At 73.1% G+C, this 15,557-nt stretch carries 14 protein-coding genes; 11 read left to right on the top strand and 3 right to left on the bottom strand.

All coding sequences use genetic code 11. From position 1 onward, the window contains the following. Positions 1-1,047: an ABC transporter ATP-binding protein gene (locus tag ACOBQB_RS34530; RefSeq protein WP_423597481.1), complete on the top strand. Its 1,047-nt coding sequence runs from the start codon at positions 1-3 to the stop codon at positions 1,045-1,047. Next, a complete protein-coding gene (locus tag ACOBQB_RS34535) occupies positions 1,034-2,074 on the top strand; it encodes an ABC transporter ATP-binding protein (protein WP_423597483.1) in 1,041 nt (346 codons plus the stop codon). Before ACOBQB_RS34530 ends, ACOBQB_RS34535 begins: the two co-directional genes overlap by 14 nt. Before the next feature lie 14 nt (positions 2,075-2,088). Here the strand turns inward: ACOBQB_RS34535 and ACOBQB_RS34540 are convergent, their stop codons facing one another. Then, a complete protein-coding gene (locus ACOBQB_RS34540) occupies positions 2,089-4,266 on the bottom strand; it encodes a prolyl oligopeptidase family serine peptidase (protein WP_423597485.1) in 2,178 nt (725 codons plus the stop codon). A gap of 147 nt (positions 4,267-4,413) precedes the next feature. Between ACOBQB_RS34540 and ACOBQB_RS34545 the strand changes: the two genes are divergently transcribed. From ACOBQB_RS34545 to ACOBQB_RS34580, 8 genes are all read left to right on the top strand, one after another. Further along, positions 4,414-4,608: a hypothetical protein gene (locus ACOBQB_RS34545; protein WP_127909498.1), complete on the top strand. Its 195-nt coding sequence runs from the start codon at positions 4,414-4,416 to the stop codon at positions 4,606-4,608. Positions 4,609-4,667: 59 nt separating this feature from the next. Further along, positions 4,668-5,606: an N-acetyl-1-D-myo-inositol-2-amino-2-deoxy-alpha-D-glucopyranoside deacetylase gene (gene mshB / locus ACOBQB_RS34550; RefSeq protein ID WP_423597487.1), complete on the top strand. Its 939-nt coding sequence runs from the start codon at positions 4,668-4,670 to the stop codon at positions 5,604-5,606. Positions 5,607-5,704: 98 nt separating this feature from the next. Beyond that, the gene (locus tag ACOBQB_RS34555) at positions 5,705-6,109 is read left to right on the top strand and encodes a DUF6113 family protein (RefSeq protein WP_423598951.1); all 405 of its coding nucleotides are present in this window, start codon (positions 5,705-5,707) and stop codon (positions 6,107-6,109) included. A gap of 165 nt (positions 6,110-6,274) precedes the next feature. After that, positions 6,275-8,425, top strand: a complete 2,151-nt coding sequence (locus ACOBQB_RS34560; RefSeq protein WP_423597489.1) for a hypothetical protein — start codon at positions 6,275-6,277, stop codon at positions 8,423-8,425. A 197-nt stretch (positions 8,426-8,622) separates the two neighbouring features. Then, positions 8,623-9,561 carry an ABC transporter ATP-binding protein gene (locus tag ACOBQB_RS34565; protein ID WP_423597491.1) on the top strand — a complete coding sequence of 313 codons (939 nt, stop codon included), beginning with the start codon at positions 8,623-8,625 and terminating at the stop codon, positions 9,559-9,561. Continuing rightward, positions 9,555-10,316: an ABC transporter permease gene (locus ACOBQB_RS34570; protein ID WP_423597493.1), complete on the top strand. Its 762-nt coding sequence runs from the start codon at positions 9,555-9,557 to the stop codon at positions 10,314-10,316. Before ACOBQB_RS34565 ends, ACOBQB_RS34570 begins: the two co-directional genes overlap by 7 nt. Before the next feature lie 59 nt (positions 10,317-10,375). Continuing rightward, the gene (locus ACOBQB_RS34575) at positions 10,376-11,533 is read left to right on the top strand and encodes a sensor histidine kinase (RefSeq protein WP_423598953.1); all 1,158 of its coding nucleotides are present in this window, start codon (positions 10,376-10,378) and stop codon (positions 11,531-11,533) included. Continuing rightward, positions 11,530-12,180, top strand: coding sequence for a response regulator transcription factor (locus ACOBQB_RS34580; RefSeq protein ID WP_423597495.1), 651 nt, complete (start codon positions 11,530-11,532; stop codon positions 12,178-12,180). Before ACOBQB_RS34575 ends, ACOBQB_RS34580 begins: the two co-directional genes overlap by 4 nt. A gap of 939 nt (positions 12,181-13,119) precedes the next feature. On the opposite strand, the gene ACOBQB_RS34585 is transcribed toward ACOBQB_RS34580, so the two are convergent. Both ACOBQB_RS34585 and ACOBQB_RS34590 read right to left on the bottom strand, forming a co-directional pair. Further along, the gene (locus tag ACOBQB_RS34585; RefSeq protein ID WP_423597497.1) at positions 13,120-13,968 is read right to left on the bottom strand and encodes a tetratricopeptide repeat protein; all 849 of its coding nucleotides are present in this window, start codon (positions 13,966-13,968) and stop codon (positions 13,120-13,122) included. Between the two features lie 117 nt (positions 13,969-14,085). Next, a complete protein-coding gene (locus ACOBQB_RS34590; RefSeq protein ID WP_423597499.1) occupies positions 14,086-15,087 on the bottom strand; it encodes a GNAT family N-acetyltransferase in 1,002 nt (333 codons plus the stop codon). 143 nt (positions 15,088-15,230) lie between these two features. Here ACOBQB_RS34590 and fdxA point away from each other — a divergent pair, with 143 nt between their 5' ends. Then, the gene (gene fdxA / locus ACOBQB_RS34595) at positions 15,231-15,551 is read left to right on the top strand and encodes a ferredoxin (protein ID WP_018089397.1); all 321 of its coding nucleotides are present in this window, start codon (positions 15,231-15,233) and stop codon (positions 15,549-15,551) included. The last annotated feature ends 6 nt before the right edge of the window (positions 15,552-15,557 follow it).

Genomic DNA, 15,557 nt, shown 5'->3' on the forward strand with positions numbered 1-15,557 from the left:
ATGGCAACCGCTTCCGAGACGTCGGACAGGACGTCGGACAACAGGCCGGCCACGCTCCTCGAAGTACGCGACCTGCACGTCGAGTTCCGGACCAGGGACGGCGTCGCCAAGGCCGTCAATGGCGTCGACTACGCCGTCAGCGCGGGCGAGACACTGGCCGTGCTCGGCGAGTCGGGATCGGGCAAGTCCGTGACCGCCCAGGCCGTCATGGGCATCCTCGACACGCCGCCCGGCAGGATCACCGCGGGCGAGATCCTCTTCCAGGGCCGCGACCTGCTGAAGCTCAAGGAGGACGAGCGGCGCAAGGTCCGCGGCGCCGGCATGGCGATGATCTTCCAGGACGCGCTGTCGTCCCTGAACCCGGTGCTCAGCGTCGGCGACCAGCTCGCCGAGATGTACGTCGTCCACCGGGGCATGTCCAAGAAGGACGCCAGAGCCAAGGCCATCGAACTGATGGACCGGGTACGCATCCCGGCCGCCCGCGAACGCGTCGGACAGTACCCGCACCAGTTCAGCGGCGGCATGCGCCAGCGCATCATGATCGCCATGGCGATGGCCCTGGAGCCCTCCCTCATCATCGCCGACGAGCCGACCACCGCCCTCGACGTCACCGTCCAGGCGCAGGTCATGGACCTCCTCGCGGAGCTCCAGCGCGAGCTGCGCATGGGCCTGATCCTCATCACCCACGACCTCGGGGTCGTCGCCGACGTCGCCGACACCATCGCCGTCATGTACGCGGGCCGCATCGTCGAGCGGGCCCCTGTCCACGAGATCTACCGGGCGCCCGCCCATCCGTACACCCGCGGTCTGCTCGCCTCCATCCCACGCCTGGACCAGAAGGGCCAGGACCTCTACGCCATCAAGGGCCTGCCGCCGAACCTCATGGACATCCCGCCCGGCTGCGCCTTCCACCCCCGCTGCCCCATGGCCCAGGACATCTGCGTCACCGAGGAACCGCCGCTGGCGCGCGTGACGTACGAAGGCCTCGTCGCGGAACGCAGGAGCGCCTGCCACTTCTGGAAGGAGACGCTCGATGCCTCACGGTGAACCCGGGCGCGAACCCATCCTCCAGGTGCGCGGCCTGGTCAAGCACTACCCCCTGACCCAGGGCATCGTGGTCCGCAAGCAGATCGGCGCCGTCAAGGCCGTGGACGGCGTCGACTTCGACCTCTTCCAGGGCGAGACGCTCGGCATCGTGGGGGAGTCGGGCTGCGGCAAGTCGACCGTCGCCAAGATGCTGGTCAACCTGGAGCGGCCGACGGCCGGCGAGATCCGCTACAAGGGCGAGGACATCACGCGGCTCTCGGGCCGGGCCCTGAAAGCGGTCCGCCGCAACATCCAGATGGTCTTCCAGGACCCCTACACCTCGCTGAACCCGCGCATGACCGTCGGCGACATCATCGGCGAGCCCTACGAGATCCACCCCGAGGTGGCCCCCAAGGGTTCGCGCCGCCAGAAGGTCCAGGAGCTCCTGGACGTGGTGGGGCTCAACCCCGAGTACATCAACCGCTACCCGCACCAGTTCTCCGGCGGCCAGCGCCAGCGCATCGGCATCGCGCGCGGCCTCGCGCTCAGGCCCGAGGTCATCGTCGCCGACGAGCCGGTCTCCGCGCTCGACGTCTCCGTCCAGGCGCAGGTCATCAACCTCCTGGACCAGCTCCAGAGCCAGTTCGACCTCAGCTACGTCTTCATCGCCCACGACCTGTCGATCGTGCGGCACATCTCCGACCGGGTCGGGGTGATGTACCTCGGCCGGATCGTCGAGACCGGCACGGACGCGGAGATCTACGAACACCCCACGCACCCCTACACACAGGCGCTGCTCTCCGCCGTCCCGGTCCCCGACCCCGAGGCACGCGAACACCGGGAGCGGATCATCCTCAGCGGCGACGTGCCCTCGCCCGCCAACCCGCCCTCGGGCTGCCGCTTCCGCACCCGCTGCTGGAAGGCGCGGGAGCGGTGCGCCCTGGAGGTGCCCGCGCTCGCGGTGCCCGCGGAGTTCCGGTACGCGGAGGGGCCCGCGGCGCACGACTCGGCCTGCCACTTCGCCGAGGAGAAGCAGGTCGTGCCGTAGCGCCCGAGTGGCTGTCACACGAGGCCCAGCGACCGCTTCAGGAAGTCCACCTGGTGCAGCAGGAGGTTCTCCGCGACGTCCTCCCGCCCCGTCATGTGCGTCACGCCGGGCAGCGGCAGGACCTCGTGCGGGCGGCCCTCGGCGAGCAGCGCGGAGGAAAGCCGCAGCGAGTGCGCCACCACCACGTTGTCGTCGGCGAGACCGTGCGCGATCAGCATCGGGCGGTGCGGCTCGGCCGCCTCGACCAGGCCGTCGTCCCAGACCAGGGAGTTGTGGCGGTACGTCTGCGGGGTCCGGGTCGGGTCGCCCAGGTACCGCTCCTCGTAGTGGGTGTCGTACAGCCGCATATCCGTCACGGGCGCGCCGACCACCGCCGCGTGGAAGACGTCGGGGCGGCGCAGCGCGGCCATCCCGGCGAGGTAGCCGCCGAAGGACCAGCCGCGGATCGCGACCCGGTCCAGGTCCAGGGGGTACGCCCCGGTCGCCGCGAGGGCGTGCAGGGCCTCGACCTGGTCGTCGAGGGTCAGCGTGAGGTCGTTCCTGATCGACTTCTCCCAGGCGGGGGAGCGACCCGGGGTGCCGCGGCCGTCCGCGACGACCACCGCGAAGCCCTGATCGGCGAACCACTGCGAGGTGAGGAAGACGTGCTGCGCCCGCTGGACGCGCTGTCCGTGCGGCCCGCCATACGGATCGAGCAGTACCGGAAGCGGCCCGTCCGCCGCCTTGTAATCCGTGGGGAGCAGGACGGCGCACGGAATCCGCCGCGTGCCCCCTTCGGTCAGCGTCACGCGCGGCGTGAGCCCCGGACGCTGGGCGTGTGAGGCGACGGTGGCGATCCGCTTGCCGTCGCGCAGCACCTGGACCGACGCGCCGGGACGCTCCAGGGTGGCCGAGACGAGCACGGTGACCCCGCCCGCGCGGACCGCCGAGTGCACGCCGGGTTCCCGCGAGAGGCGCTCCACCCCTAGTTCGTTGACCCGGTAGACGTGGAGCTCACCGGTCTCCGGGTCGGCCGCCGCCTCGCCCGCCGACGCCGAGACGAGAATGTCCTCCTCGGTCACGTCCAGGACCGCGCGGATGTGCAACTGCCCGCCCGTCAGCGGCCGTTCGCCCCAGGCCAGGACCCGCGCGCCGCCCTCGTCGACGATTCGCACCAGCTTGCCGCTGGGGGACCAGGAGGGCGCTCCGGGGAACAGTTCCAGCCAGTCGGCGTCCTCCTCGGCGTGCACCATTCGGGTGGTTCCGTCCTCCGGGTTCACCGCCAGGTACAACTGGCTCCGCTGGTCGCGGGACTGCACGAGCAGCAGCGGGGCACCGTCCGCCGACCAGTGCACCCGGCCCAGATAGGGGAAGCGGACGCGGTCCCACACCACCTCCGTGCGCGCCCCGTCCAGACCGAGGACGAACAGGCGTACGTCCGCGTTGGCCGTGCCCGCGGCGGGATACGCGACCTTCACGGGCTCGCGGTCCGGATGCGCGGGATCGGTGATCCACCACCGCTGGACGGGGCTGTCGTCGACCCGCGCGACGAGCAGCCGCGTGGAGTCGGGTGACCACCAGAAGCCGCGGTGCCGCGCCATCGACTCGGCGGCGACATGCTCCGCGAGACCGTACGTGACCGTTCCGGTATGGCCGGATTCCGGCTCCGCGAGCGCCCGGTCGCCCCCGCCGTCGGCACTGATCACGCGCAGGGCGCCCCCGGCGACGTACGCCACATGCAGGCCGTCCGGCGAGGGGCGCGGGTCGATCACGGGACCCCGGGCGGGCAGTTCGCGCGCCGTGCCCGCGCGCAGCTCCGCCGTGAAGAGCCGGCCCGACAGCGCGAACGCCGCCAGCTCCACCGCCGCGTCCGTCGCGTAGCCCACGATGCCCGCGCCGCTCTCCCGGCTGCGCTCGCGCCGCGTCCGCTCCTGCGGCGAGAGCCGCTCGGGCGCGCCGCCGAGCAGCAGGCCCGGATCGGCCGCCAGCCGCTCGCCCACGCCGTCCGAAAGGTCGAGCACCCAGAGCTGGTTCGCCCGGTCGGTCTCGGACGGCGAGCGCAGGAACGCCACCCGGGAGCCGTCGGGCGCCACCGTGAACGCCCGGGGCGCGCCCAGGGTGAACCGCTGCGTGCGGGCGCTTTGGCGCGGGAAGGAGAGCCGTGGCGCCGGGCTCTCGTCGGGCCTGCGGATTCCGGGGTTCTCGGTGGTCATCCCCCGAGCCTAGGCCGCATGCGCCCCCCTGTGCTGCCGTGCTCCGAGTCATGCGTCCGCACGGATAGTTATGATCCGTAGCGCTTGGTGGGTATGAACCTGCCGGCGTCCGCACTGGGTTACGGCAACGACTTGGAGGTGACCGCCGTGGCACTCTCGATTTCGGCGGTGGTGCTGCTGGCGATCATCGTCTTCTTGCTGGTCAAGAAGTCAGGGCTGAAAGCGGGGCACGCCGTCGTCTGTACGCTGCTCGGCTTCTACCTGGCGAGCTCGTCCATCGCGCCGACGATCAGCGAGCTGACGACGAACGTGGCGGGGATGATCGGCGACATCAAGTTCTGACGCCTCCCTCCGGTCCCTCCCGTCCCTTCTGTCCTTCACCCTCCTCGTAGGGTGGTCCCATGACGGAACCGCCCGCCCGGCGCCTGCTGCTCGTGCACGCGCACCCCGACGACGAGTCGATCAACAATGGCGCGACCATGGCCAAGTACGCGGCCGAGGGCGCCCATGTCACGTTGGTCACCTGCACGCTGGGCGAGGAGGGCGAGGTCATCCCGGCAGGGCTCGCCCACCTCGCCGCCGACCGCGAGGACTCCCTGGGGTCCTGGCGCGTGGGCGAGCTGGCCGCCGCCATGAAGGAGCTGGGGGTCACCGACCACCGCTTCCTCGGTGGCCCCGGCCGCTACCGCGACTCCGGGATGATGGGTACGGAGCAGAACCACCGCCCCGGCGCCTTCTGGTCGGCCGACCTCGACGAGGCGGCCGCCCACCTCGTGGAGGTGATCCGCGAGGTCCGGCCGCAGGTCCTGGTCACCTACGACCCCGACGGGGGCTACGGCCACCCCGACCACATCCAGGCGCACCGCGTCGCCATGCGCGCCGCCGACCTCGCCGCCGAGCCGGGCTTCCGCCGCGACCTCGGGGAGCCGCACGCCATCGCCAAGGTCTACTGGAACCGCGTCCCGCGGTCCGTGGTCGAGGAGCGGTTCCGGCGGATCGCCGACCCACTGCGGTTCTCTCCGTTCACGAAGGCCGCCGCCGTCGCCGACGTGCCGGGTGTGACGGACGACGAGCGGATCACCACGGAGATCGACGGCGGCCCCTTCAAGGCGGCCAAGGCGGCGGCGATGCGCGCCCACGCCACGCAGATCACGGTCAGCGAGCCGCTCTTCGTCCTCTCCAACGACCTCGCCCAGCCGCTCTTCGAGGTGGAGTACTACGAGTTGGCACGGGGAGAAGCGTCGGCGGAAGGCGCGCGTGGACGGAGCGCGGCCCGCGAGACCGATCTCTTCGCGGGACTCGAAAGGGTGACGGATGTGGCGGAGGTGACCGCGCTGTGAGTACGCGACCTCGTGCGTCGTCGGGGGCCGGTTCCGGGGCCGGTTCCGGGGCCGCCAAGGCCTCCGGGGCGGCTTCCGCTTCGGGACCCGACCCCTCGGTGCAGGCGCCCGCGGGGAGCTTCCTCGCCCAGCCCCTGAGGGCGGGGCGACTCGCCGTGTACGCCGCGCTGTTCGTGCTCGGCGCCGTCGTCGGCGTCGCGGGCGCGCTCGTCCAAGGCGGCTTCTTCCCCGCCGGGTTGCTGCTCGCCCTCCTCGGCGCCTCCGGTGCCTTCTACGGCGGGGCGCGCGCGGTCGGCACGAAGGCGGGGGCCGTCGCGGCCGCCGCCGGCTGGCTGGTAGCCGTCATGCTGCTCACCGCCACCAGACCCGAGGGGGACTTCCTCTTCGGCGCGGGCCTCGGCTCGTACGGCTTCCTGCTCGGCGGCATGGCGGTGGCTGTGATGTGCGCCACGCTCGGGCAGCGGCCGCAACCGGGCCCGCCCACCGCCCGACTTGGCAAGTGACGTACCACTTCAGCCCGTGTCCCGCACGGGTTTGACGCCGGTCACAGGATGAGCGCCGACGGCGGCCAGTATGGTGGTGCGGCCGCCGAGCCTCCCCCAACCTCCGGCCGGGGGGACCCCGGATGAGGTCGAGACGGGCGGCGGAGTCAACCAGGAGAACCTGCCTTGAGTCGTGAAACTGACAGTTCGTCCTCCGGGCCCCAGGGGCGCGGTGGAGCCGCATACCCCTCGGGGACGCCGCCGTACGGCTCCCCCGCGCAGGGCGCTGCCGCGGATGGCGGCGCGGACGGCGGGCGGCCCGGCGAACCCGAGACCCAGACCACGCTGACCACCCGCATCCGGATCAACATCCCCGGTTCCCGGCCCATCCCGCCGGTCGTCATGCGGACGCCCGTCGGTGACGAGGGCGGCTCCCGGGGCGACGCCCCGCGTGCGGACCGTTCGGATGGCGAGAGCCGCCGTGACGGTGCGCCAGGGGCTCCCGGCGCGGCGGACGCGAGCGGCGGCTCCGGCTCCCAGGGTTCCGGTTTCGGCGGCGGTGCCGGCAGCGGCGGCGATGCCGGGCCGGTCCCCGGTGAGAGCGGTGCGGGTGGTTCCGGCGGCGCGGGCTCCAGCGGCTCCGGTGGCTCCGGCGGCTCGGAGGAGAAGACCAGCGACTGGTTCGCGCCGCGCAGGCCCGCGCGGAACGAGAGCGGTGCGGCGGGCGGCGGCTCGCCCGCGAACGGTCCGGGCGGCCAGGGTGGCTCCGGCGGCCCCGGCGGCTCCGGTTCGGGCTCCTTCGACGTGTCCGGCGCCGTGGCGTCGGGTCCCCTCGGCTCGGGGGCGCCGCAGGGCGGCGACCTGCCGTACTTCTCCCAGGGACCTGGCGCCGGTTCCGGCGGCTCCCGGGACGGGCGGGACTCCAGGGGGCCCGCGGGCCCGACGGGCGGCCCGGTGACGGGTGACAGCCCGCTGGCCGCGCCCGGCGCCCGGCCCTCGGGTCCCGGCGGCGTCAGCGGACCTGGCGGTCCCGGCGGCTCCGGTGGTCCCGCGGGGGGCCCGCCGCGTTCGGGTGTCATGAGCGACGACACCGCCATCCTGACGCCGCAGAAGGGCGGGCCCGGCTCGCCGCCCCCCGGCGGTCCCCGTCCGCCCGCGGGCGGCCCCGGCTCGCTGCCCGGCGGCCCCGGCGCCCCGACGCCGGGCACCAACGTCTCCGGGGACACGCTGACCAGCGGCATCCCCGTCGTGCCGCCCACGCAGGACAACTCCCCCTTCCCGGCCGGTCCGCAGGGCGACGGCGCGATGTCGCACACCCCGCCGAAGCTGCCGGAGCCGGTGCGCTCCGACGTGCCGCCCGCCACGCCCGCCGCGCCCGCAAAGAAGAAGAAGGGCCGCAACAAGCTCGTCCTCCTCGCGGCCGCCGTGGTCGTCGTGGCCTGTGGGGCGTACGGCGCGGGCCTGTTGATGAATCACGCGGACGTGCCGAAGGGCACCACGGTGCTCGGCGTCGACATCGGCGGCGGCACCCGTGACGAGGCCGTCAAGAAGCTCGACGACGCCCTCGGCGCGCGCGTCGCCAAGCCCCTGAAGCTTGCGGTGGGCGGCGAAACGGTCACGCTCAAGCCCGACCAGGCCGGCCTGACCCTGGACAGCCAGGCCACCGTCCGCGCGGCGGCCGGCAGCGACTACAACCCCGTCTCCGTGATCGGCTCGCTCCTCGGCAACCAGCGCGTCGTCGAGCCGGTCATGCCGGTCGACGAGGAGAAGCTGGCGGCCGCCCTGGAGCGCGCCGCGGGCGGCTCGGGCTCGGCGCAGGACGGCACGGTCAAGTTCCTGCCCGGCAAGGCCGTCCCCGTCTACGGCAGGGCAGGCAAGGGCATCGACGCCGACGCATCGACGACCGCCGTCGCGCAGGCGTACAAGAAGCAGGTCGAGACGGGCGGCGCGGGCGCCGTCCAGGTGCCGGTCACCACCCGCAAGCCGACGGTCTCCAAGACCGAGGTCGACAAGTTCATGACCCGCTTCGCGAAGCCGGCCATGTCCGCCAACGTCACGATCAAGGCGGGCGGCCGGGAGATCCCGTTCGGCCCGGCGAGGTCCCTGCCGAAGATCCTGGAGGCGAGGGCCACCGACCACGGCACCCTCCAGCCGCACTACAACCTCGAAGAGCTCAAGAAGCTGTACGGCAACATCTTCGATGGCGTCCTGGTCCAGCGCGGCAATGGCGATAAGACACCCGTCCAGCCCACGGACGTGGCCGGTGCCATGAACAAGGCGCTGCTCGGCAAGACGCCCGCCGAGCGCATCGGTGTGATCGAGACGAACGCCGACTGATCCTCGTACGCCAGTACGCCAGTACGCCCGTACGCCCGTACGCCCGTACGCCCGTACGCCCGTACGTCGCGAGGAGGCCGGACGGCCCGCCCAGGTGACCGGGCGAACCGTCCGGCCTCCGGCATGACATCTGTCATCCCGGAGACATCACTCCCGGCACTGCCGCCCCCACCTGCGCTTTTGTCACGATGGTCGGCATGACGACGACCACAGCACCACCCGCGGCCACCAGCGCGGTCAGCTTCGAGCGGGTGACCAAGTCCTACGGCGACGTCCGCGCCGTGGACGGCCTCACGCTCGACCTGCGCTCCGGCGAGACGGTGGCGCTCCTCGGCCCCAACGGCGCGGGCAAGTCCTCCGCCCTCGACCTGCTGCTCGGCCTGCGGCGCCCGGACAGCGGCACCGTCCGCGTCTTCGGGACGAGCCCGCGCGAGGCCATCACCGACGGCCGGGTCGGCGCCATGCTCCAGAGCGGCGGCCTGATGGGCGAGGTCACCGTGCGCGAGATGGTCGAACTGGCCTGCGCCCTGCACCCGAGGCGCCACCGCGCGAGCGACGTGCTCGCCCGCGCGGGCATCACCCACATCGCCGACCGCAAGGTCGACAAGCTCTCCGGCGGCCAGGAGCAGCGGGTGCGCTTCGCGCTCGCCACGGCCGGCGCGAACGACCTCATCGTCCTGGACGAGCCGACCACCGGCATGGACGTCACCGCCCGTCAGGCCTTCTGGGCCACCATGCGGGAGCAGGCGGACCAGGGCCGCGCGGTGGTCTTCGCCACGCACTACCTGGAGGAGGCCGACGCCATCGCCGACCGCGTCCTGGTCCTGCACCGCGGCCGCCTCCTCGCCGACGGCACCGCCGCCGAGATCAAGGCGAAGGCGGGCGCCCGCAAGGTCTCCTTCGACCTCGCGGAGATCGACGCCGAGCTGGCCGCGCGCCTCGGGCAGCTGCCGTTCCTGACGTCGCTGGACGTCGCCGGGCACACCGTCCGCCTCCAGTCCACCGACGCCGACGCGACCGTGCACGCGCTGTACGGACTCGGCGTCTACCCCCACCACCTCGAAGTCGCCGGACTGGGCCTGGAGCAGGCCTTCGTGGCGATCACCGCGGCCGAGGAGGCCAAGTCGGCATGCTGAACACCTTGACGTCCTGGGCCCTGGTCCGGCTGGAGATCACCCGCGCCCTGCGCAACCGCAAGTTCCTCTTCTTCTCCGTCCTCTACCCCTCGCTGCTGTTCCTGATCATCGCGGGCACCCAGGGCGCCTCCGACGAGGTCGACGACGGCTCGGGTCTGTCCGTACCCGCGTTCATGATGGTGTCGATGGCGTCCTTCGGCGCCCTCACCGCCGTCCTGATGGGCAACAGCGAGCGCATCGCCAAGGAACGGGAGAGCGGCTGGGTGCGGCAGCTGCGCCTGACGACGCTGCCCGGCCGCGGCTATGTGCTGGCCAAGACGGCGAGCGCGGCCGTGGTCAGCCTGCCGTCCATCGTCGTGGTGTTCGTCGTCGCCGCGGTCTTCAAGGACGTCCGCTTCGAGGCCTGGCAGTGGCTGGCGCTGACCGGTGCGATCTGGGCGGGCAGCCTCTGCTTCGCGGCGCTCGGCGTGGCCATCGGCTATCTCGCCTCCGGTGACGCGGTCCGCCCGATCACGATGATCGTCTACTTCGGGCTCTCCCTCCTCGGCGGCCTGTGGATGCCCACGACGACCTTCCCGCAGTGGCTGCGGGACGTCGCGTCCTGGCTGCCCACCCACGCGTACGCTGCCCTCGGGCAGGCCATCGAACTGGGCGACGCCCCGCACGCGAAGGACGTCACCCTGCTGGTCGCCTACTTCCTCCTCTTCGCGGGTGGCGCGGCGTGGCTGTACCGGAAGGACACACTGAAGGCGTGAGCGAGATCCCCCGCGCCGAGGACGCGCGCGCCATCGACCGCCTCGAAGAGGCCCACCCGCTGCACACCTTCGGCCGGCCCGTCCACGACCGCCGCCAGATCCTCGCCAAGTCCCTGTGGATCGGCGTCTGGCTGGTTTTCATGGCGAGCCCCGTGCGAGACCTGCTGACGGCGGAGCGCGGCACCGCGGCCACCGCGCTGGGCTGGCTGGGCCTGTCGGTCTTCGTGGTCTGCTACCTCGCGCTCGTCTTCCGGTACACCACACGGGTGCTCGACTGGGGCAGGGTGCACGGCTGGTTCGCGGCGCAGTTCGTCCTGGCGGTGATCCTCGCCTTCAGCTTCGGCACCAACTGGCTCGGGCTGTTCGTCTACGTCTCCGTGGCCGCGGGTGCGGTGCTGCCGCTGCGGCACGCGGCGTGGCTCATCCCGGCGGTCACCGCCGTGCTGATCGGGGTGGGCCTGCGCACCGACAGCCTCCAGGACCTCCTCGGCAACCTCGCGATCCTCAGCGTCCTCACCGGCTTCGCGATGAGCGGCGTACGCCAGTTGGTGCGTACGACGATCCAGCTGCGCCAGGCACGGGCCACCGTCGCCCAGCTCGCCGCCAACGAGGAGCGGCTGCGGCTGGCCCGGGACCTGCACGACCTGCTCGGCCACTCGCTCTCCCTGATCACGCTCAAGAGCGAGCTGGCCGGGCGGATGCTGCCCGACCACCCCGGCAAGGCCGCCCAGCAGGTCGCCGACATCGAACAGGTCAGCCGCCAGGCCCTGGTGGACGTCCGCGAGGCCGTCTCCGGGTACCGCAGGCGCACCCTGGCCGGCGAGCTGGCGGGCGCCCGCACGGCACTGACCGCCGCGGGCATCGAGGCGGACGTCCCGCCCCAGGCGCCCGCCGAACTGCCCGGCGAGGACGGCGAGGCGGCGCTCGCCTGGGCGCTGCGGGAGGCCGTGACCAACGTCGTGCGGCACAGCGGCGCCCGGCGCTGCACGGTGGCGTTCGCGGCCCGCCAGACCCTCGCCGGGCCGCTCCTGGAACTGTCCGTGGAGGACGACGGCGTGGGCGGCCCGGGCACGGCCGCGGGCAACGGCCTGACGGGCCTCGCCGAGCGCGTGGAGGCGGTCGGCGGCGCCCTGGAGACGGGCCCGGCGGGCCGCCGGGGCTTCCGCCTGGCGGCCCGCGTCCCGATGACCGGGGCGGCCGTAGGATCCCCCTCATGACCAGCGAGGACGGCCACGGGGTGGCAGGGGACGGGAGCGCGACGATCAGGGTGCTCCTCGCCGAGGACCAGTCGATGGTCCGCGAGGCCCTCGCGGCGCTGCTCGGCCTGGAGCCGGACATGGAGGTGGTCGCCCAGGCGGCCCGCGGCGACGAGGTGCTCGCGGCGGCCCGCGCCCACGCGGTGGACGTGGCGCTGCTCGACATCGAGATGCCCGGGTGCACGGGCATCGAGGCGGCGGCCGAACTGCACGCCGCCTGCCCCGACGTGAAGATCGTGATTCTCACGACCTTCGGCCGCCCCGGCTACCTGCGCAGCGCCATGGAGTCCGGCGCCGACGCGTTTCTCGTCAAGGACGCCCCGGCCGCCCAGCTCGCGGCGGCGGTGCGCAAGGTCCTCGCGGGGGAGCGGGTCATCGACCCGACGCTGGCGGCGGCCGCCCTCGCGGAGGGCGCGAACCCCCTCACCGACCGCGAGCGCGAGGTCCTGCGGGCCGCGGCCGACGGAGCCACCAACGCCGAGCTGGCCGCCGCCCTGCACCTCTCCCAGGGCACGGTCCGCAACTACCTCTCGACGGCCATACAGAAGCTCGCCGTCCGCAACCGCACGGAGGCGGTCAGGACGGCCCGCGACAAGGGCTGGCTCTGACCGACGCCCGCCCCACCCGGTTCAGGGGCGCCCGCGCCCGCCGTCGATCACCCGGCCACTGAGCACCGGGGCCTTCGGCGAGGCCAGCGGCCGGCGCGGCCTGTCCAGCTTGCCGCCCGCTCAGCTCAGCGGCGCCCACCGCACGCTCCGGGCGCGCGGTCGCGTCTGAACCCGCACTGTCCGCCGAGGTGTTCGGCGGGGGGCGGGCGGCCCGGGCCTGGTGGCCCTGCGCGGGCCGTTCCGCTTGCCGCTTGCCCGGTTCAGTGGCGTCCGCGCGCGCCGGACCTGCGCCCGCCGTCGGTCACCCGGCTGCCCGTGAACCCGCGATGTCCGCCGAAGCCTTCGGCGGGGCCGGCGACCCGGCCCTGGTGTCCGTGCGCGGCCTGTTCCGCTTGGTGTTGGCTCGGCTCGGCGGCGTGCGGTCCCGCCTGTCGGCGGTCATCCGGCTGCGTCTGACGCCCCGCTGTCCGCAGGGGTGTGGCGAGGGCGGGCGGCCCGGCCCTGGTGTCCGTGCGCGGCCTGTTCCGCTTGGTGTTGGCTCGGCTCAGCGGCGTGCGGTCCCGCCTGTCGGCGGTCATCCGGCTGCGTCTGACGCCCCGCTGTCCGCAGGGGTGTGGCGAGGGCGGGCGGCCCGGCCCTGGTGTCCGTGCGCGGCCTGTTCCGCTTGGTGTTGGCTCGGCTCGGCGGCGCGCGGTCCCGCCTGTCGGCGGTCATCCGGCTGCGTCTGACGCCCCGCTGTCCGCAGAGGTGTGGCGAGGGCGGGCGGCCCGGCCCTGGTGTCCGTGCGCGGCCTGTTCCGCTTGGTGTTGGCTCGGCTCAGCGGCGTGCGGTCCCGCCTGTCGGCGGTCACCCGGCTGCCGCCCCCGAAGCCCCGCTGCCCGCCGAGGGCGGCGGCCCGGCCCCGGTGGCCGTGCGCGGACCGTTCCGCTTGTCGTTCGCTCAGTTCAGCATGGCCCGGGCCGCCCGTGCCTGCTGGCGTACGCGCTCCGCCGTGGTGGGTTCCACGGCCGTGACCACGTCGGCGTACTCGTCGAGCTCCGCCGCGCCGCCGAGGAAGTCGCCGCGCTGGACGAGGAGTTGGGCGCGTTCGTAGCGCAGGCGCGCCGGGTGCGCGGGCAGGAGCAGGGAGAGGTCGAGGGCCCACAGCGCGACCTCCGAGCGCTCGGGGCGCGCGGCGGCCCAGGCGCGGATGTTGTTCAGGATGCGCTGCACGATGTTCAGCGGATCGGCGGGCGTCAGCATCGACGGCTGGATACCGGTGCCCGCGGTCCCCGCCACCAGCAGCTCCGCGTCCTGCCCGGTCAGCAGCCGCCCGCCGTCGAACGGGTCGGCGAGCACCTGGTCGTCCCGGGGCCCGAAGCCGACCACGAAGTGGCCCGGTAGTGCCACCCCGTACACCGGGGCGCCCGCCCGCCGCGCCACCTCCATCCACACCACGGAGAGCAGGATGGGCAGCCCTCTGCGGCGCCGCAGCACCTGGTGCAGCAGGGAGGACTCCAGCCGCTGGTAGTCGCCCGGCGTCCCTTCGAACCCGCACCGCTCACCGAGGAGTTCAGCCATCGCGGTAGCCCACGCGCGCGGGCCGCCGGGCCTGAAGGGCAGCAGCCCCGCGAGCCGGTCCAGCTCGATCTCGGCGGCGTCGATGCCCGCCTCGTCCAGGGCGGGGTCGGCCTCCGCGCCGATCAGCAGGCACAGCAGGGCGAGTCCGGGCCGTTCGGACCGTGCCTCTTCGGCGAACCGCCGCCGCCATTCGCCGGACTCCGCGTGCATACGTGCCTCGTGTCTCATGCCCTAGCCGGGCTGCTTTCCGTGCCGTGCCGTGCCGTTCTGCCGCCGGGCCGTCCTGTTCGGGCCCGCCGTGCCGTTCCGCCCGCCGGGCCGTGCCGCCTCGCCGGTCCGTCCCGCTCAGGACCCGCCGTGCCGGTAGTGGTGGTAGGCGTGATGTGCCGCGAAGCCCATCCGGCCGTACAGCGCCCGCGCGCCGTCGTTGCCGTCCTCGACCTGGAGCCAGGCCGCCGACGCGCCGTCGGACAGGGCCTGTCGGGCCAGCGCGGCCATCACCGCGGTGGCGAGTCCCTGCCGCCGGTGCTCCGGGTCCACCTCGACCGCCATGAACCCGGCCCAGCGCCCGTCCACCACGCACCGCCCGATCGCGGCCGTGGAGTCACCGCTCCCGGGCACGGAAGCGAACCACACCGAGGGCCCGCTCGCCAGCACCTTGGGCACATGAGGTGCCAAGTCCCCGGCCCGCCCGTACCGCCGCAACCACGCCTCGTCGCAGGACCGGGACAGGTCTACGCGCGACACGTCCACGTCCAGATCCGCGACCGGCGCGAGAGCGCAGACGTGCAGCTCGGCGCTCACCTCGCGCTCCCACCCGCGCGCCTCCAACTCGGCGCAGAGCACCTCCTGCGTGCCCTCGGCGCCGGTCGCGGTCTGCACGTAGGCAGGCAGGTGGCGCGCCGCGTACCACTCGCGTACGTACGTCAGCGCCTCATCCAGCGGCCGTCCCGGATCGCCCAGCGGCAGCACCGAGTTGGCGCGCCGCGTGAACCCGGAGGCGGCCCGCAGCTCCCAGTCGCCGAGCCGCTCGCTCTCCACCGGCTGCCAGGCCCGCGCACAGACCCGGGCCAGCTCCGCGTACGAGGCGGCGGGCCCCCGGCGGCGCGCCGGCGCGGACGGCACGACCTTTCCCGCGACCAGCGACTGTTCCGGAATGCGGACGCTCTCGCCGTCCCGTCGTGTGATGAGCACCACACCTCCGGTCCACGATGTGAGAACACCGACCGTGTCGGTGAACTTGCCGCCAGGTGATGACGCCTCACGCAAGCAACGAACGGAGACGCGTTTTCCCACGTCAGCAGGGGTGATGCGGACCTCAAGCCGTCCGCCCGCAGTGAATTCCACAGCTCTGTACGCCCCTCCTGTTCGGATCATGCCCAGGAACGGAGATACTAGGGGCGGGCATCGACGACGCCGCGCTCCCGCGCGCCAGGCGAGCGGAGCCTGAGGACGGCCCGCCAGCGCCCGTATCGAGGAGGAACGACAGCGTGACCTACGTCATCGCGCAGCCTTGTGTCGACGTCAAGGACAAGGCGTGCATCGAGGAGTGCCCGGTCGACTGCATTTACGAGGGCTCCCGGTCCTTGTACATCCACCCGGACGAATGCGTCGACTGTGGTGCCTGCGAACCGGTCTGCCCGGTCGAGGCGATCTTCTATGAGGACGACACTCCTGAGGAGTGGAAGGACTACTACAAGGCGAACGTCGAGTTCTTCGACGAGCTCGGTTCGCCCGGTGGTGCGAGCAAGCTCGGCCTGATCGAGCGTGACCACCCCTTCATCGCCGCACTGCCGCCGCAGAACCAGTAACGGCAA

Source organism: Streptomyces sp. G5(2025) (genome assembly GCF_049542075.1).
Lineage (GTDB): Bacteria > Actinomycetota > Actinomycetes > Streptomycetales > Streptomycetaceae > Streptomyces.